The 18,070-nt window shown below is 45.5% G+C and carries 11 protein-coding genes; 5 read left to right on the top strand and 6 right to left on the bottom strand.

Annotation, left to right across the window (positions count from 1 at the left end):
• Positions 1-562 precede the first annotated feature (562 nt).
• The 3 genes from U0033_RS03225 to U0033_RS03215 all read right to left on the bottom strand — a co-directional run bounded on the left by U0033_RS03225 (position 563) and on the right by U0033_RS03215 (position 7,427).
• Positions 563-2,059, bottom strand: coding sequence for a reverse transcriptase family protein (locus tag U0033_RS03225; protein ID WP_072357646.1), 1,497 nt, complete (start codon positions 2,057-2,059; stop codon positions 563-565).
• 470 nt (positions 2,060-2,529) lie between these two features.
• Complete coding sequence (locus U0033_RS03220) at positions 2,530-4,176, bottom strand: hypothetical protein (RefSeq protein ID WP_072357647.1); 1,647 nt, start codon at positions 4,174-4,176, stop codon at positions 2,530-2,532.
• 11 nt (positions 4,177-4,187) lie between these two features.
• On the bottom strand, positions 4,188-7,427 hold the full coding sequence (locus U0033_RS03215) for a WGR domain-containing protein (RefSeq protein WP_072357648.1): 3,240 nt from the start codon (positions 7,425-7,427) through the stop codon (positions 4,188-4,190).
• A 103-nt stretch (positions 7,428-7,530) separates the two neighbouring features.
• Between U0033_RS03215 and U0033_RS03210 the strand changes: the two genes are divergently transcribed.
• On the top strand, positions 7,531-8,607 hold the full coding sequence (locus tag U0033_RS03210; RefSeq protein ID WP_072357649.1) for an SGNH/GDSL hydrolase family protein: 1,077 nt from the start codon (positions 7,531-7,533) through the stop codon (positions 8,605-8,607).
• Between the two features lie 342 nt (positions 8,608-8,949).
• The gene (locus U0033_RS03205) at positions 8,950-11,898 is read left to right on the top strand and encodes an FAD-binding and (Fe-S)-binding domain-containing protein (RefSeq protein WP_072357650.1); all 2,949 of its coding nucleotides are present in this window, start codon (positions 8,950-8,952) and stop codon (positions 11,896-11,898) included.
• Positions 11,899-12,116: 218 nt separating this feature from the next.
• Here the strand turns inward: U0033_RS03205 and U0033_RS03200 are convergent, their stop codons facing one another.
• Positions 12,117-13,028, bottom strand: a complete 912-nt coding sequence (locus U0033_RS03200; protein WP_083571376.1) for a DUF4349 domain-containing protein — start codon at positions 13,026-13,028, stop codon at positions 12,117-12,119.
• Between the two features lie 169 nt (positions 13,029-13,197).
• Between U0033_RS03200 and U0033_RS03195 the strand changes: the two genes are divergently transcribed.
• On the top strand, positions 13,198-13,656 hold the full coding sequence (locus U0033_RS03195; RefSeq protein ID WP_072357654.1) for a hypothetical protein: 459 nt from the start codon (positions 13,198-13,200) through the stop codon (positions 13,654-13,656).
• A gap of 82 nt (positions 13,657-13,738) precedes the next feature.
• On the opposite strand, the gene U0033_RS03190 is transcribed toward U0033_RS03195, so the two are convergent.
• Both U0033_RS03190 and U0033_RS03185 read right to left on the bottom strand, forming a co-directional pair.
• Entirely contained in the window at positions 13,739-14,434 is a 696-nt protein-coding gene (locus U0033_RS03190; RefSeq protein WP_072357656.1) for an RloB family protein, read from the bottom strand.
• Between the two features lie 3 nt (positions 14,435-14,437).
• Positions 14,438-15,823 (bottom strand): AAA family ATPase, encoded by a 1,386-nt coding sequence (locus U0033_RS03185; protein ID WP_072357658.1) that lies wholly within the window; start codon positions 15,821-15,823, stop codon positions 14,438-14,440.
• 736 nt (positions 15,824-16,559) lie between these two features.
• Between U0033_RS03185 and U0033_RS03180 the strand changes: the two genes are divergently transcribed.
• Both U0033_RS03180 and U0033_RS03175 read left to right on the top strand, forming a co-directional pair.
• Complete coding sequence (locus U0033_RS03180) at positions 16,560-17,009, top strand: hypothetical protein (protein ID WP_143150636.1); 450 nt, start codon at positions 16,560-16,562, stop codon at positions 17,007-17,009.
• Between the two features lie 439 nt (positions 17,010-17,448).
• Positions 17,449-18,006: an NADPH-dependent FMN reductase gene (locus tag U0033_RS03175; RefSeq protein ID WP_072357662.1), complete on the top strand. Its 558-nt coding sequence runs from the start codon at positions 17,449-17,451 to the stop codon at positions 18,004-18,006.
• Positions 18,007-18,070 lie beyond the last annotated feature (64 nt).

The following is an 18,070-nucleotide window of genomic DNA, read 5'->3' as shown; positions in this document are numbered from 1 at the left end:
ACCGATATTTTAAATTAACGGAACATAACATTTACGCAGACTTAACGACAAGTTCCCGGCTTGTACAGAAAATCCAGTCAAATGTGATGGTATCAGAGTTAAGGAGCAGGCAATGAGCTGAGCTGATTAAATTTGGGGTGGTTAGCTACAATTGCGTGTAATGCTTAAGTAATAAAAGGACCCCCTTTGTCATGTTCTTTCATAGAGATTTGTTTAGTGATAACGGGCACATTTCGCATGCGGTTTGCATATGCGCCAAAACTTCCCTTTGTGTTTAGCGGTACCAGGTCTTAGGGGGCACATACAGATAAAACTCATACAGAATGCTGCGTTAATATAGAACTTGTTGATTGATAACTTGATAACAAAATAGAGGACAGTTAGCTTGTGTGATCAGCTAAAAAATTAACAGTTGATGACGCAAAATAGTTCAAAAGCATCAGGAAATAGTTAATGACGGGTTAACAGAAAAAAATAATTGTTTAAACAGTTAACAAAATATTGCGTTGAAAAAAGCGCTTTTGCCTGTGCAAAAGCGCTTAAAAGTATCATTCTTCAGGGTTTATACCACATTCCACCAATTTCCATCTTCCTTTTTAGGGGAATTATCCTCCTTAGCAGCAGGAACGGGCGCACCAGTCATCATCGCCCTTGCCTGGGCCTTAAGATCATCCCTGTTCATCAATAACTTAATCTTATCCTTCAGCTGCCTGCCGGCTTCTGGTTTTACCATTGCCACATAGTTCGCAAAGCCCTCTATGCTACTGATAATGTTTCCATTACCCCATTGCTTGTTTGCCAGGCCGGTTTTTTCAATCTGGTGCAGCAAGGCCCTGAATTTGCGGAGGGTTTCCCTGTCCAGGCTCAGTTTCTCATTCACCACGATCCCGGTCACCTCTCTTTTATCACCTTTCCGCATCACCTTCAGTTTATCTGGGTGCATGTGGAAACCTTCTTCCTTCACCACCTGTTTCACGGACCAGAGTAATTGCCCGATCTTGTCGGCGGCTTCGCCTTTTGTGGAGAAGGTCATATCATCTGCGTACCGGGAGTAGGTATAACCGAATTTCTTCGCCAGGCCTTCAAATCGTTTATCCAGGCCGTAACAAATCAGGTTCGTGATGGCCGGACTCCCAGGTGCACCCTGCGGCAGGTGCCGGGGGGTATTTGCGACAAAGTATTCCTTGCCATCCAGGGCTACCTGGTCTACTTCGGGTTCGGTACAGAGCAGGCCAAGGATGGTGGCAACCTGTTCACTGTAACCCAGCTTGACAAAAAGCCCTTTGACACGTTTATATTCAATAGTCGGGAAAAAATCTTTGAGGTCGATATTGATCACCACGTCCTGGCCGACGTGATTACGCGCATTAGTAACGATAGATTTGCCGGGAACGAAACCATGAGCGGCTTCACTGTTTGGCACCTTGTACAAGATATGCTCCAGTACCCAGTACTGTGCCGCTTTGAGTTGTGGCATGGGCGCAGAGATCAGCCTGCGGCCGCCTGACTTTTTAGGCAGGTAAAAGCGTTTGTAATGGGATACGGTACCTACTTTCCTGTCAAATGCCAGGAAGCGGAGTTTGCCGAGGCTCAGCCCCATTGCTGCTGCCAGTTGAACGGCATCATTCAATACAGGTAAACCGAATTTCTGTAGTTGTTCGGTATTAGAGGTCGTTTTATTTAAGCCTGCAGAAACGTCTTCGCCGAGGTAGAGGATGGTTTTCTTTTTCTCTTCAGCCCATGCAGCCGCTCTTTGCAGGCGTTTCTCTTCATTCCGTTTTTTTGTTTCCGCACGTTTTGCCTTGGCGGCAGCCATGCGTTCTTTTCGCATGTCGTTAAGGACCTGCTGTTTATTTCTGTATCGGCCCTGTTCGTTGAGGAGTTGGTTTAATTCTCTGCGGAGTTCACCTTCCTTTTGAATGATCATTTCCGGAAGACTGGGCATGATTTCGCTCTTTGCCCAGAAGCCGAGGCGTTGCATTCCTTCGAGAATTACTTCTTCCTTAGAGGAAGCCCGAATCTGATCGTATAATTGTTGACGGGTCAAACCTGCTGACATATTCCAGTTCAGATAAAATGATGAATGAATGGAAGCAGGGGAGTAGCAGAAATTTGAGAAAAGGGAAGTGAAGATGTAAAAAAGCCATCCATGTAGATGTAAAAACTACTGATCGGCAATCGTAAATTATAAAGAGGAAATGGCCTTCGTGCAAGCCTTTGACTAAATCAATCAACTCCAGGGAGGGGCGTACTATAGTGCATTTTATGGCCCCAGGGGCGAGTACTGTAAAATGCACTATAGTACGCCCCTCCCAAAGTAAAGATTGCATTTAGTGAAGCATGTATAGTCATGTTACCTGAATGACGAAACATCATTCGTCCCTTACGGGCGCAAGTGCAATCATTTCCTCTTTATAAAGAACTTTTTATTGAAAGAGATTTCATTTTTGGAGATGAATAACTCTCTATCATTACGGGATCAAAGATAATTCTTTTCTTCAATATTCTGCTATTCCCTGCTATTTTTTTTTATACTTTTTGTTTTTCCTGTTCATACGCCATACGCAGTGCCAGCATATGTTCGCACGGACCTTTATGTAACTTATTCATCTGGTAATGATTACAGTCACAATGTGCTGAAGCCATCCTTTCATCTGCATCAATTACTATAACGGGTTTGTATGAACGATTTCTTGATCCGATCGTACCTTCCAGTTGTACACCTACTCCCGGCACTTCCTGTGCAGTGAACTTCACACTGCCTACAAGCCTGGTAGCGGCGGCTTCCGCAGGATTTGAAAAGCGTAACTGGTCCAGTGGTAATGGATCGCGGCTCAGTTCACGTAAACGATAAAAACCTGAATGCAGATCATAAATCGCTATCCCCGCCTGTGTATAGATCCCCAATGCCGCCATTACTGCAGCTTTCGTAGTACCGGTACGTGCAGCTATCTGCTCCGGTGTACCAAACCAGTGCTGTTGCAGATCGCCATAGATCATTAACTTGGTAGCATCGTCCACGGTTCCTCTCGGCGCCATCAGGTCAAACTGCCCGGCACGAGACCAGTCATTCGCCGTCCAGCCACTCAATCCCAGTGTGAACTGCATATCGCCCAGATCCGCAATGTAGAAGGAAGGCAGGCCATTCCCCGTCAGGTGAACGGTAAATTTCTTTGCTACCGGGATCAGTCTTTCCAATATTAACAAACGGCGGCGGCCCCAGATCCGGATCTCCCTGCGCTGTGCACCGGTATATACCGATCTCGCACACACGATCTCCGTACCCCAGGGATCAAAGATCGCTTTCACAGGTTGCCCGGGTTCCAATATAAAACGAATAGAACGCGGTCCTTTCTTTTCCTTGAAGCGGCGCAGCTGTGCACAGAAATTATATACATCCATCGGGTGCAGATCAAAGCTGGCAGCGGGTAAGGTCATTGCTGAACTCACCTGCAGGAATCCCCTGACCCAACTATCCGGCAAATCGATCTTTACTTCTTTGAAGAGCTCCTCCTTTGTCGTTTGCACGGCGAAACCGGAAGGATCTACCGTGAAGGTCGTTTCCTTATAGTCACGGATCTTCTGGAACTCGTTATACAGGTTCGCTGAATAATCAATGTTGGTAGTACCACATTCAAATTCGTTGACCTCTTTAAATACATTGTAACTCGCACTTAGTTTGCCGTAAGCAGATTCATCCTGGCTAAAGCACTCGAAAAAGATCTCATCAGGATGCACGCTGATCACGGGGTCCAGCACAAACCAGGCATCTTTGTCTTTTTGGTACAGGTAATCGAAGTATTTACGACGTGCCGTGTAATAAGGCGCCATCACCTTGTCACGCTCTATGTTGACAGTATTCAGTTCTTCACGGAGCTGTTTAATCTTCGCCTGACTGGCTTTGGCATCATACTGACCCATATATTGCGCCAGCCATACAGCTTCCTGCTGCGCGGCCCATTCCTTATACTCGGTTTTATCTTTTGGCTTGAATCGCAGATCTGACACCACTACATCATGCAACGCAGAAATTGCTTCCCTGAACGCCAGCTTTTTATGCAACTTTCCATTAAAGAAAGTAGGCTCACGTCTTGTATCAGGTGCAAATGAAATTCCTGCTGATGTAGCATTGCTATATACCTGCGTACTGCCGCTATATCTATAATTGAATAACATGTGATCAGGGTTTAAGATGAATGCTCAGGAATAGCGATGAATTGAACCGGCAGCGTAATATCCGGGTATTGCAGGTGTATCTTACGCATGATCTGGATACAACGGGCTTTGTCGCCAATAGCCACCGTTGCAGAGATATGTGCGATGATACCTGCTATGTATTGCGCTGCTGCTGTTGATTTCAGGGATTCCTGTTCCAGGAATGCAAAGATGCGTTCTTTCGCTACCCTCGCTTTATTGACCCTGCTCAGTACTGAACGGAAATAAAACTCCAGTTCCTGCAGGCGATCCAGCTGACCCGCTGCATACTGCGCCAGGTAATTGGTCGCAAAAGTTTGCATCGCTACACCCGGATGCTGACTAAGTTTTAACAGGTAACTGAGACCATCTGCTTCTTTAAAGAAACGTGTCAGCAATTCCCTGCCAAATGCCTGTACGATTGGGTTTACGCTGTCAGCTATGGCAACGAGTGTTTCCGGCGACCAGTCTTCATCCCTGAAGTGAGTCCGGAAAAACTGTATAGCAAAAGTGCGGGTATCATCCCATTTCGCATCCAGCAAACCGATTGCATCATCCCTTTCGTAACGGATACGCGGCAACTGTTGTTCGAAGAAACGCCAGCACCATTCACGTACTTCCAGCAATTCATGATTACCGGTAGCAATCACCTGTTTGAGGCTTAATGCTTCAGGTGGAATATATTTTTCCAGCACCAGCACACCAAATGCCTGGGTAGCTGGGTAATTGGAATAAGTCAGTCGTAAGGCAGTGGCCTTGTCAATATCATGCAAGTGGTCTACCAGTTCATTGCTCAGTATATCGGCGAGGTCACTATGCAAACCTGCAGCTGTTTCCTTTCGCATGAGCAAAGGCACCAGTTCATTCACCAGCCATATCGCAAGGTCTTTGTATTCCTTCTGGAGCCTTGCCAGTACAGGGCGAACACCCTGACGTACATCTGTATACGAAGCAATACAGGTTTGGAATAACAAGGCAGGACGCGCCAGCAGTTCTTCATTCGTCAAACTGGCCAGGATCGCAATACCACCTTCTCTTACCGGCTGATAAGCATTTTCAAGGATGCCTGCAATGATTTCGTCAGAGATCTGCTGCAGCGGTTGTTTCTTCAATAATAACAATCGCACACCAAATGCTTCTGCCGGTGGAATACCGGATTTCAGTAAATCTTCTACGATCTTGAAATCTACTTCTTCCAGGGCAGTCACCATGTACTGTTCCAATATGCGGCAACCAGCAGTCAGTATTTTATATACGGCAGCATCAGATCCCCGGGGTGTCAGCAATACGCCCACCACGCTGCCTATTATCACGCGACACTTATCGAGCGGCAGCGGTGTAGTGCTGAGACGATCTACGGCAATCTGTCTTACATCGTCATAGACAGCCAGGATGAGTGCTGATACGAATTCGGTATGCTGGAAACAGAATTCCAGGTGTTGCCTGATCCATTCAATACCCAGTTCCCTGGCTTCTTTCAGCGGACTATTCATCAGCGCTACAAAGAGCTGAAGAGAAGGGGAGGCAGGATTATATTTTTCTTTTGCCAGTGCCAGCCCGAATTGCTGCGGAATGGAATAAGGATTAATGAGCAGGCCACTAATCACATTGGCATCGATTTTTTCTTTGATGGCTTCAAACTGCGGACTCGCCTGCAGTTCTGCATACGCAAAGGCATGTACGTCTTCCATGCGGCCACTGATGAGCAGCTGGATGAATGCCTGTGGTAACTGGTGCCAGAGCGCCCTGAAAGGAATATCGCTGTGTGGCTCATCCACTACCACTTTTTCAGTGGATTCTTTTGGCTGCCCGGATTCTTCCTTCTTAGGTGCTTTGAAAAGATTGCCCAGTTGATTCAGGAAACCTTCTTTCTTAGGCGGCTCCTCCTGCTTTGGCTTTGCTTCATCCTGGTTGGCTTCGGGATCTATATATTCCCAGCGGCTTCCCTGGGTTTTTAATACTAAATCAGGGTTATTGCCTCTTAATATATAGTTCAGGAAAACCGCCTCTGAATTAGCAGGATAGCGGATCTCACGGGAAGTATAGCGCCTTGTGGTGGTATCATATCCGTATACAGTCCGGCTGAAAGCCGCTCTTTTGTACATTGACAAAGACCCATCATATTGTAACAGGAGTGCAGTGGCGAGTTTTACATATTCCATTTCTCCACGCATACCATATGCCTGCAGGCGGCGCAGTGTCCTGGCCCTTAAATGGCGACGTGTGCGATTGGAATAAGCTAGTCTGCTCAATGGCTTCTTCAGTTCAGCAGGTGGTTTACCATTGGTGCTGAACATATGCGTTTCCCTTTCAAAACGCCCGGAGAAGAGCGCCGTCAACCCATGATCATCACGCATTTCCGCCTGCTTATAAAGGTGACGGATATGCCGGAAATACGATGGGCGTAAAGGTAAGGCAGCGAATAAACTATGCAGCAGTTGTCTGACAGGCATATTATCAGCTGCAACGATATACAGGTCTTCCAGCAACTGGTAAGTAGGCTCGGTGAGTTTCATCACCCGCTGATCCAGCAGTTGTGTGAGCGCCTGCATATCCTGCGCAGTGATGGCTGCCTGGAACTCTGGTGGCAGGGCGTGTAGCGAACGGGTAATGAAAGCAGTACGTTCCTCGCCCGACAGGAGTTGCAACACAGCGTTTGCAGCCATTTGCCGCAGGTATTGCGGGTAAGTGCTATTATCTATATAGGAGCTGACTAATGAAACGGCAGCGGGGTCACCACATCGGCCCAATGCCCAGATACAAGCATAACGCTGCATGGCATTGCCTTTCTCAATCAGGCGCAGGATAACAGGAGCGGCCGCACGAATTTTCAATTCGCCGGCAGCCCAGATCACGCGGGATGTCGACCATTTTGTCTTAAAGGATTGTTTGCCGGTCATGGCATCATCCAGCCTTTTCAGGATTGCTTTGTGGGCGGGGTCAGCGACATCCTCTACCGAGATAGGGGTATAAGCTACGGTGGCTACACCATCGCCTTCGCCGGTATATCCCTTGCTACGTTTTTCCTTTTCCAATGCATCGAAAATAGCGGTAGCCTCCACCAGTGTAACGGGGGTGGCTGTTTTACTACCTTCTTTAAGTGCAGCTCCCCGCTTGCCATAGCGGAAGTTCACAATGTATTGTCCGGGGCCAGTTTCACATAGGTCTATTTCGTAAGTTTTGTCAGATGTCCCCTCCTTGAAGTAAAGCACGGTTTGCTTAACAAATCTCATGAGCTAACAACAATTTTATATATATAACCGCGGCAAAATAAATAATTATTTTTAATAATTAAAGATTCTCGCTTAATTTCCATCATCGACAAATCCATTTGATATGAAAAAACGCCTTTGCCTGTTGCTTACATGCGTGATAATGATTCATTTGCATACGCAGGCACAAAATTTAATCATTAAAAGTAATGACCCACACATCCATTATATGGGGCGTGTAGTCCAGACAGATAATAGTGCACAGCTATCCTGGTCAGCGACAACGGTGAGCATAAATTTTAAGGGAACAGGGGTAAAAGTGAAGCTGAAAGATGAGCGGGGAGAAAATTTCTATAATGTAGTGATAGATGGAAAGGTGATCAGTAAAATTCAGCCGGATAGTACCGTACATACCTATACGCTGGTAAGCGGACTTAAAAACGGGCATCACAAACTGGAATTGTTTAAGCGTACGGAATGGGCTATGGGCAAAACCTGGTTGTATAATTTCGAAGTAGACGGCTCCCTGCTGCCTGCACCTGTTACGAAAAAGAGAAAGATTGAATTCTATGGTAATTCCATTACCTGTGGCTATGCGGTAGAAGATAGCAGCGGGAAGGATAGGGGCAGCGCTCCTTATGAGAATTCCTATATCAGTTATGCATCGCTCACAGCCCGGCATTTTAATGCGGAGTATCACCTGGTGGCAAAGAGTGGTATAGGAGTCCTGATAAGTTGGTTCCCCCTCATCATGCCTGAGATGTACGACCGGGTGGATGCAACGGATGCGGCAAGCAAATGGGATTTCAGCACATATACGCCTGACCTGGTGGTGATCAATTTGTTTCAGAATGATAGTTGGCTGGTAATGAGACCGGAGCATGAGCAGTTCAAGGCGAAGTTTGGAGAAAAGGCGCCGGATGCAAAAGCGATTGTCGCGGCTTACAGTGAACTGGTGAAGAAGATCAGGGCAAAGCATCCGAAGGCAGAGATTATTTGTGCGCTGGGAAATATGGATGCAACGCGCAAAGGGTCTGCATGGCCGGGATATATCAAGGAAGCAGTGGCGGGATTGCATGATGCAAAGATCAGGACTTGTTTCTTCCCGTATAAGGATACGCCGGGGCATCCGAATGCAAAGGAGCAGGAGGCGATGGCGAATCAGCTGATCGCGTATATTAGTAAGAATATAAAATGGTGATATAAATAGGCAGCTGAATTGGTTTATACCCATAGCAAGCGAAATATTGCACTGGGCAAAGGTGCTTAAACACTGTAGCTGATCAGTTTTACCTGCATGTAAGGCCAGGTCCTTCAAATCGGCAGCTGACCTGGTTTACCCCCTTAGCCCAGCGAAATATTGCGCTGGGCAGGGCTGCTTAAACAAAGCAGCTGACCAATTTTTCCTGTATATGCACCCAAAAAACAGCTTCTACCTTCGCCAGAAGGGGAAGCTATTTTTTTGCCGTTTTATGCTGGTTTAACAAATAATCCTGCACTTTTCTGCCTGAATGTTCTAAATTGTAAGCCGTAAATTTGCGTCATGATCAAGGAACAACTCAAGCAGGCTTTCAAGGAACTCAAACCACAACTGGCAGGCGATCTCTACTTCTCAGAAGACTCCCTGGACCGCACCATCCTCATGGCATACTCAACAGATGCCTCCGTGTACCAGGAATACCCCCTGGGTGTAGCCCTGCCAAAGAACAAAGCCGACATTGCCGCCTTAATCAGATTCAGCAAAACGCACAAGGTTCCCCTCATTCCCCGTACCGCCGGCACCTCCCTGGCTGGCCAGGTAGTAGGCCAGGGTCTGATCGTAGACATCAGCCGCTACATGAACCGCCTTTTAGAGGTCAATAAAGAGGAAAAATGGGTGCGGGTGGAACCTGGACTCGAAAGAGACGTTTTAAACGAATTACTGGCTCCTTATGGGCTATTTTTCGGTCCTGAAACGTCTACTTCCAACCGTGCCATGATCGGTGGCATGATCGGGAACAATTCCTGTGGTCTCCACAGCATGGTCTGGGGTGCTACCCGCGACAACCTGCTTTCGGTAGAAGTTGTACTGGGCAATGGTGAAACCACCACATTTGAAGAACTCGACGAAAAGGGCCTGCAGCAAAAGATGGTGCTCAATAACCTCGAAGGCAGCATTTACAGAACCCTGCACGCCCTGCTTTCCAATAAAGAAAATCAGCAGGCCATCCGGGAGGGATATCCTGCCCGCACGGTAAAAAGGAGGAACAGCGGCTATGCCCTGGATGCCCTCCTGGATACCACGCCTTATGGTGGCGATGCGCCTTTCAACCTTTCTCACCTCATCGCAGGTTCAGAAGGTACCCTGGCATTCATTACCGAAGCCAAACTCAAACTCCTGGATGCGCCGCCTAAAGTGAATGGCCTGGTGGCCGTGCATTGTACATCAGTAAAAGAGTCATTGCAGGTAAACCTTATCGCGGTCAAACATCCGGTAACTGCCTCAGAACTGGTAGATGATGTGATCATGAATTTCACCAAGGGCCATCCTGAGCACCAGCAAAACCGCTTCTTCATGGAAGGAGAGCCGGGGGCGATTCTCATGGTAGAATTCATGTGTCATTCCGAAGAAGAACTGCAGGCACAAACCAGCGCCTTCATCAGCGAAATAAAAGCGAAAAACTTAGGCTATGCTTATCCATTGCTGCGTGGCAATGATATTAACAAAGCCTGGAACCTGCGTAAATCAGGTCTGGGTTTACTTCGCAATATCAAAGGCGATGCACAACCGGTGAACCTCATCGAAGACTGTGCAGTGGCGCCGGAGAACCTGCCTGAATACATCAACGACCTACAGGAAATGCTGACATCAATGGGACTGAAAGCATCCTACTATGCACATGCCGGTGCCGGTGAATTGCATGTGGAACCCATCATCAACCTGAAAATTGAAGAAGGCAGAAAGCAGTTCCGTGCGGTCCTGGAAAAAACAGCCGCCATTGTCAAAAAGTACAAGGGCTCACTGAGTGGCGAGCATGGTGATGGCCGTTTGCGTGGTGAATTCATCCGCTTCATGATGGGTGATAAATGTTACGATTGCTGTAAACAGGTGAAGCAATTATACGATCCTGAATACCTCTTCAACCCAGGCAAGATCATTGATCCGCCACCGATGGACGAGTTTTTCCGTTTTAAACAACCTGCTGTGGGTGGCAAGGTGAAAACCTATTTCGATTTCTCTGGTAACAACGGCATCTTGTCACTGGCAGAGAAATGCTCCGGTTCTGGTGACTGCCGCAAGACACATTTCGCGGGCGGCACCATGTGTCCGAGTTACATGGCGACCCGTTTCGAAAAAGACACTACCCGTGCCAGGGCAAATGTATTGCGTCAGTTCCTGGCGCAGGATAATACAGCGCAGGCCTTTAATCATGAAGAGATCGGTCATGCAATGGATCTTTGTCTCAGCTGTAAAGGTTGTAAAGCGGAGTGCCCGTCAAGTGTGGATGTGTCCAAACTGAAGGCAGAATACCTGCAGCAGTATTACGATACCAATGGTACGCCGCTGAAAGCGCGGATGATAGGGGAGTTCCCCTTCCTGAGTAAAATGGCATCGGTAGCCCCTGGCGTATACAATTTTGCGTTTAAGAATAAATTTACATCAGGCATACTGAAAGGTATGATGAATATGGCGCAGGAACGACATGTGCCGGCTTTACAGTCGCAAACATTGCGTGCGTGGTATAGGCAGTTTAAGAAGCAACAGGCAGGTCGTTCGTTTGCACATAAGGTATATCTCTTCTGTGATGAGTTCACGAATTACAACGACGTGCATATTGGCCAGCGTTGCATAGAACTGTTGACAGCCCTGGATTACGAGGTGATCATCCCGGATCATATAGAAAGTGGTCGTACACATTTGTCGAAGGGATTGGTGAAGAGAGCAAAAAGTATCGCGGCAAAAAATGTGCAGCTATTATCATTCCTCATTGATCAGCCTTACAACTTGATTGGGCTGGAACCTTCTGCCATACTTACATTCAGGGATGAGTATATCGATCTGCTTTCAGGGGAGCTGAAAGAGAGAGCGAAAGAATTGGCATCGAAGGTCAGGTTGTTTGAAGAGTTCTTATCAGCAGAAATGGATGAAGGCCGTATCCGGAAGGAATCATTCAGGACGGATGAGCGTAAGATTATGATCCATGGGCATTGCCATCAGAAGGCATTGTCTTCGGTCAATTATATCAAAAAGGTGCTGTCATGGCCGGCGCATTATGAGGCAACGGTGATTAATTCCGGTTGCTGTGGAATGGCGGGATCATTTGGCTTTGATAAAGATCATTACGAAACGTCGATGAAGATAGGGGAATTGGTGTTGTTTCCTGCTGTAAGGAGTCAAAAGGAGGATGTGATAATAGCTGCACCTGGTACCAGTTGTCGTCATCAGATATTGGATGGCACCGGGAAGACGGCTTTGCATCCGGCGGAGGTGTTGTTTGATGCGTTGGTTTAGTTTGTTTTTTGCTTGTTAAAATTAAAGCGTTCGCATGGGTTTTTTAATGCGGTTCGCTTATTAATTTTGAAGCTTATGCTTGTTAAAATTAAAGCGTTCGCATGATTTTTTTTGATGCAACCCGCTTGTTAATTTTGAAGCATTTGCTTGTTAAATTTAAAGCGTTCGCAGATCTTTTTATATGCAACCCGCTTGTTAATTTTCAACGCACCAACTTATCAATTTTCTGTTTTAGAAGGAGCCACCACCACTTTTTTTGACGCTAATTTCCTATATCCAATTACACCAGCAATTGCCAACAGCACAAAAGGCCAAAGCTGTAAAAAGAACAAAACGACATTCCGCAGAGCTGTTGTACCTGTACTCAAAGCAGTCAGCAGCTCTGTTCCAAACCTTGCACGGGTCACGCTTTCAGGATTCACCACAATTTGTACATCTGCCTGTTCTGACTGAGATAACTGCACTTTCAAAGTCGCATAATTCGCATCATCAAGAATCGCGAAGTTGGCAATCTTCCGTTCAACTTTTTCATCTTTCTTCTCATCCTGGTAAGTTGCCGTTTGCAGCGGATCAGACTTTTTCGTCACGGCCACTGGTGTCAGGGGTTCTTCATTCTTCATGAAATTTTTCAGGTATTCCAGTGTCTTATCATCATCTTTCAGGGTGCGCGTGCTTACAAAAACAGCGACATTATTGAGCGTGCTTACGAGTGAATCCAGCTGTGCAGCAGGCACTTTCAGCGTAAGGTTTGCAATGGCCGTATAGAGCTGTACATGCTTCATAGAATCACCTTTGTAGGGAATGTCCTGAGCAGCGCCCAATTCATTGGAAAGTGTACTTTCCACGACATATCCGTCCATCCCTTTGGTCACATGTTCGAGTGTGGTAGCGGCACTAAACACATTGGCTACACGCACATTCACATCAGCAGTCCTGACATGTTTACGTGCAGGTGAGTTGAGGGCCGGAACCTCCTCACCAGCCTGGGCTGCGGTTTCTACAGCTTTGGTATACGAGTTGGATTCAGATGCAACAGTAGTAGAATCTAGTGTAGCTTCATAGCTGGAATTTCCTGCGGAGCAGGCATAGAATGTCATGGCGGGAACCACCAGGTAACAATAAGGGCGCATAAAAGTTAGTTTAATTTTTTAGCGTGTGATTTCTTTGAGTGTGTTTTCTTTTTATACGACGAAATGCGAAAGGTAACCTTTGAAGAAAAGTTTAAAAAATGTTAAATTGGGGGAACCGTTCAGGTTAGAAAGTACAAACCCGTACATTAGAAAATACAAACCCAATTAGATGAAGTACCTGTTATTACCATTGAAGTATGCACTATTACCATTGTTATGCTTATGCTGTAGCATCACGTTTGGACAACAATTAGAAGACGCACCATTTAAAGGAGCCAATAAAATACTGGTGGCTTATTCTTCGCAGGGTGACTCATTGTTTACTTATTTATGTCAGCAGTTATTGGAATACGGGTATACGCCGGATAAAATGAACAGGGAGTTTCATTTTATAACGACGGAGGAGAAGAATAGGGAAGGTATGGTGTATGTGATGAGGATTTATATAAAAGGGGATGTCGTGGAGTTTAGTGCGAGGGAGGCGTCAGCGTTTGAGAAGTGTGTGCAGGTGAAAAGGCAGACGGAGTACGGGCCGGCTTTGGGCTTGTTCTCGCATAATGAGTGCTTTAGTGAGATGGTGGAGTTTATAAGGGCGACGAAGCCGGAGAAGGTGAGGTATAGTAGGTGAGTGCTGCCAGGAACAAGTTTCGAACTTAATTTTTATTGGCACAAAAACTTTGCACCTAAATGTCGGCTTTACCAGCTTCTTCCTACGGTTCTTCCGCTTCGATCATAAAAGCTGCCGCTATTCCAGGAAGTATGATTTTTTCGACAATTTTGTAGACATGGCTGCCTACAACGGTGGGGTAGTCTTCTCCGGCTGCATCACGGTCCTTTGCTTGTATTATTGCCTGGTCCAATCCGGGGATGAAATCATCCGCACGGATATTACTTTTGTTATAAGATCCGCCTAAAGCGGCCATCAGCAGGCGCTCGACGTGGGTTCTCCGTCCTCCGTTTTTGCGATTCTTCAAAATCGCATCGGTCTGAGCGGCATCAAAGCCGGATATGTCTTGTCTATGTAACAGTAACCATAGCTCAAAACAAGGATTGCTCACAGCTGCAAACATGTTTTTCTGCGTCTGGCATTCTGCCACAATCTCGGGTATATTGCGCCACCGGTCTGTATCAATGACCATCCACAGTTCATCTTTGGGGCCAAAATTGTACTCATCTTTCGCTTCGCGCTTCAACTTACTAAAGACATGCCTGGGAGAACTCGCATGGTCGCCAGGTGGTCTTTTGAGTGCATGAAGCTCTATCAGATCTTTGTTAAAGCGGTGACAGTTCTTTACGGCTTCAAAGTAAAGCCGTTCGGTATCCGCACCCTCGTACGCCAATACGATGATCTTTTCTTTGTCTTTGGAGCCACTTTCCCGGATGAAATCTGTTCTTTCTCTTGGCATAAATTAATGGTCATTCGTTTTCTGATTAGGAATAACTGTAATGTTATTTCTGTTTCCGAAACGGGGTACACCCCGGTAGCGGCCCAACAGGTAGTCTTTCCTGATTTCCTTGTCAAAGCGTACATCATATTCCTCCAAAGAATGCAATTTGCTGGCGCCACTTTCATCTTTACTTACAAACCATATCTCATCTTTTCGCAGCAGCTTTTGAGTAAGCAATGTCGATTCATGACTCGCTACGATCAACTGACTGTTGACGTTAGTTGCTTTGGAAGTGAAAAAATCTATCAGGTCATAAATGATGTTAGGGTGCAGGCTTCTTTCCATTTCATCTACCACAAAGACATTCCCGCCTTTCATTAAGTCCATCAACAAAGGGATAAGGTCAATGATGCGGTTGGTGCCGTCAGACTCATCTCGCATATCAAAAAGCTCGAACTTACTGCTGCCCTTTATCTTGTGTTTGGTCATAAACTTCTGGTACATCACATCTCCATCTTCCATTTTTACCACATAGGTATTTCTATAATCGGAAATCATACCGACTTCAGACTCTGAATCTTCATTGAAAAGATCATTTTCTATAGATTCTAAAATAGGTTCGGGTATTTCTATTTTGCTGCGGTCAATGGTTTCCAGTGAGATGCTGTCAATGCCGGTATCAAAGTAATCCAGGAATTCCTGAAAAATTTTCATCACGTCCTGCTTTCTGTCAATCTCAAACTTCAAACCCTGTTTGTATTTACCTTCGGGCGAAATAACTTTAAGGCTATTGAAAAACCAGTCAATCACGTTGGTCAGGTCTTCAATATTAGACACATTGCCTTTGGTCTTCCGTTCCCTGATCTCAGTTAAAAACAGCTGGTTATCTGGTGTGCCTTTAGCGATGAAGGAGAGAAACTGCTTGTCTTCGTCTTTTCTATTCAGCTTCAGAAAGTAATCCAGGTTAAATGCCTGCTTCTTGCGATTGTCGCGTTCAAACAACTTGATTTCGCTGTTCTTTTTGACTTCATAGAGCCACTCTTCAACAATCATTTTTCGGTTGAAAACAAAGCCGTAGGCATAGTTCTTCCCTTTATGCTGTATTTCAAATTCCATTCGTGAGTCTGCCTTGCAAAAGGCTTCGTCAAGCCGAAAGTGCTGGAAGTCAATTGGCGCGCCAACCTTAGTTCCTTTAAGCACCAGTCTCATACCAAATGAAATAGCCTTGGTTAGGTTCGATTTGCCCGAGGCGTTCGCACCATATATCACAGCAGTTTTCAGGGTGGATATCCCATTGACTGCTTCCGTTTTATGTTCTGATTTGAGCGTGGTTCTTCCTGGTATTAGAGAAAGCGTTTGTCTTTCACTGAATGACGAAAAATTCTCTACCGAAAATCTAATTAGCATTATTATGGGTTTACTTACTACAATTTTAGTGATTTTTTCACCGTAAACCAAAAATACGTATTAAAACATTCAGGTTCTTTAGATGAAATGTGAAAAAATCACCACTGTAAACTTTATCACAGTCTTTTAGGGGGAATCTCAAATAATATAAATATCTAATAACCAGCTTACTAGCTCGTTTTTTTCACAGTAAACTCATTAATGCGAGTCATATCCGCCACTAGATGATAGTTGCTATGCATCTTTCCGCGGGTATAGTTTCAAAGAAGGTAAGGAGAAGGAGGGTTCGCGTTTATATGTTTTGGTAACCCAATATTTCATGTTGCTGAATTATATTTAACATAATGTAAATTATAAGACACCCTTAGATAAGGTAAAAAGAAGGTAGGTTTTATCTTTTAAGCACAAGATCCTTGCCGGCTTTATAGCATTCACCTTAGTTGTCCTCAGTGAAGCTTTTGTTCATTTATTACATTATAAGTTCACCATAAGTATACGATAAGTACACTTGTATATCCATTCGATATACAAGTGTACTTATCGTGAATAAAAAGTGGCGTGTTAATACTCATATCTACTAAAAGACGCACTGAATATCCAACATTCTAACTACCTTAATATTGTACCCCAAAAAAACTAACCTATGGCTCTTCTTAGAGACAGTCTGCTATTTAACTACGTCAACGGTTAGCTTGGCGATGAAATCACAATTTACAGGCGGAATAACCAGGTGATTGTGGCAAAAAAACGCCGCAAATCGACCAAAAAGCCGACTAAAAAACAGCTTGCACAAAGGAAAATGATGCAATTGGCGGCTGCTAAAGCCAGGCAACTCATCAAAGACCCCGAATTAAAGGCCTATTATCAGTCCAAGGCAGGCCCTGGGCAGAATGCATTTAATATGGCCTTGCAGGATGCTTATCATTCTCCGGAAATTCAGCATATTAAACTGGAAGAAGCTACCGTTGTTGTAACGGCGAAAAATAAATTCAGGGTGGCTGAGGTGGAAGTACGGGTGTTGGATTCGGCTGGTGTGATCCTGGAAAAAGGGAACGCGGTTTTAGGCAGGAATGGTATTGATTGGTATTACAAAATTGCAAATTTGGCGGAAGCGGAAAGGATTGTGGCGGTGGCGGTTGATATACCGGGGAATGAGACGGTAGCGGATTTATTGTTAGCCGGGTAATTGGTGATGATTAGCCGCAATACCAGCGCCGGAAAAACAGCTGGAAAAACAACCGGAATGACAGCCGGAAAGGCTCACGGGAAAGCCAACTGAAAAGAACCGCCGGAAAGAGGGTAATACGGTTTGCGTTCAAATTTCTGCACTCAAACAAGCATTCATTCCTGACATTGTTAACGCCTTGTGACCGCTTAAATAATATCCTGCGAGAGGCGCTGAAACAAGTTTACTTTTGATGTGGAAAGTTAATTTTCACGCGAGATAGTATTTGCATAAATCACTCCTCATACGCGTGATCATTAGCGAAAGTTACTCCTCATGCATGTGCGAAAACTACTCCATTCTTAATTTAAGAATGCATCATGATGTCTGCATATAAAATCGTGTGAGCATGCAGTAAACACATGCCAGCAACCATCCCGTGCATCCAAAACCTTTAGGTATGAAAAAGATCCTGTGTATTTCCGGCAGTCTGCGCCCAACATCAACAAATACAAACATTTTAAAAGCCATCCCACACTTAGCTGAGTGGCCGGACCTTTCATTTTCTATATACGAAGGCTTGGACCAACTCCCGTATTTCAGCCCGGAACTGGATTACGAAGGCTCCACTCCCGCCGCTACTGTAGCAGATCTTCGCGCACAACTCAAAGCCGCCGATGCAGTGATCGTATGTACACCGGAATATGCTTTTGGCGTACCTGGCGTACTTAAAAACGCCCTGGACTGGATCGTTTCAAGCGGAGAATTTGTAGACAAACCAACAGCAGTAATTAGTGCATCGCCCATGGCGACCGGCGGGGATAAAGCAAATGCTTCTTTGGTGCAGACTTTGAAAGTAATGACAGCGACAATTACGGAAGACCGGATACTTATTATCCCGACCGTACGTACGAAAATCGATGCTGTTGGAAATGTTACTGATGAAGGGCTGAAAACAGCCCTGGTAAAAATTGTAGAAAGTCTGAAAACTGCATTTTTACATCCCGGAAATAATTAAAACGGATCTTCCCAATACATAATCATACACCAGAATAATGACTCAAAGTGATTCAGCAATAATC

Origin of the sequence: Chitinophaga sancti (assembly GCF_034424315.1) — a bacterium.
GTDB classification, from domain to species: Bacteria; Bacteroidota; Bacteroidia; order Chitinophagales; family Chitinophagaceae; genus Chitinophaga; species Chitinophaga sancti.
This window is presented reverse-complemented; position numbering and strand designations above follow the sequence as displayed.

Excerpts from the sequence above, each read along its gene's own strand:
- U0033_RS03175 (WP_072357662.1), top strand. The coding sequence starts at position 17,449 with ATGAAAAAGATCCTGTGTATTTCCGGCAGTCTGCGCCCAACATCAACA.
- U0033_RS03220 (WP_072357647.1), bottom strand. The coding sequence starts at position 4,176 with ATGTTATTCAATTATAGATATAGCGGCAGTACGCAGGTATATAGCAAT.
- U0033_RS03195 (WP_072357654.1), top strand. The coding sequence starts at position 13,198 with ATGAAGTACCTGTTATTACCATTGAAGTATGCACTATTACCATTGTTA.
- U0033_RS03215 (WP_072357648.1), bottom strand. The coding sequence starts at position 7,427 with ATGAGATTTGTTAAGCAAACCGTGCTTTACTTCAAGGAGGGGACATCT.
- U0033_RS03185 (WP_072357658.1), bottom strand. The coding sequence starts at position 15,823 with ATGCTAATTAGATTTTCGGTAGAGAATTTTTCGTCATTCAGTGAAAGA.
- U0033_RS03210 (WP_072357649.1), top strand. The coding sequence starts at position 7,531 with ATGAAAAAACGCCTTTGCCTGTTGCTTACATGCGTGATAATGATTCAT.
- U0033_RS03200 (WP_083571376.1), bottom strand. The coding sequence starts at position 13,028 with ATGCGCCCTTATTGTTACCTGGTGGTTCCCGCCATGACATTCTATGCC.
- U0033_RS03190 (WP_072357656.1), bottom strand. The coding sequence starts at position 14,434 with ATGCCAAGAGAAAGAACAGATTTCATCCGGGAAAGTGGCTCCAAAGAC.
- U0033_RS03205 (WP_072357650.1), top strand. The coding sequence starts at position 8,950 with ATGATCAAGGAACAACTCAAGCAGGCTTTCAAGGAACTCAAACCACAA.
- U0033_RS03225 (WP_072357646.1), bottom strand. The coding sequence starts at position 2,059 with ATGTCAGCAGGTTTGACCCGTCAACAATTATACGATCAGATTCGGGCT.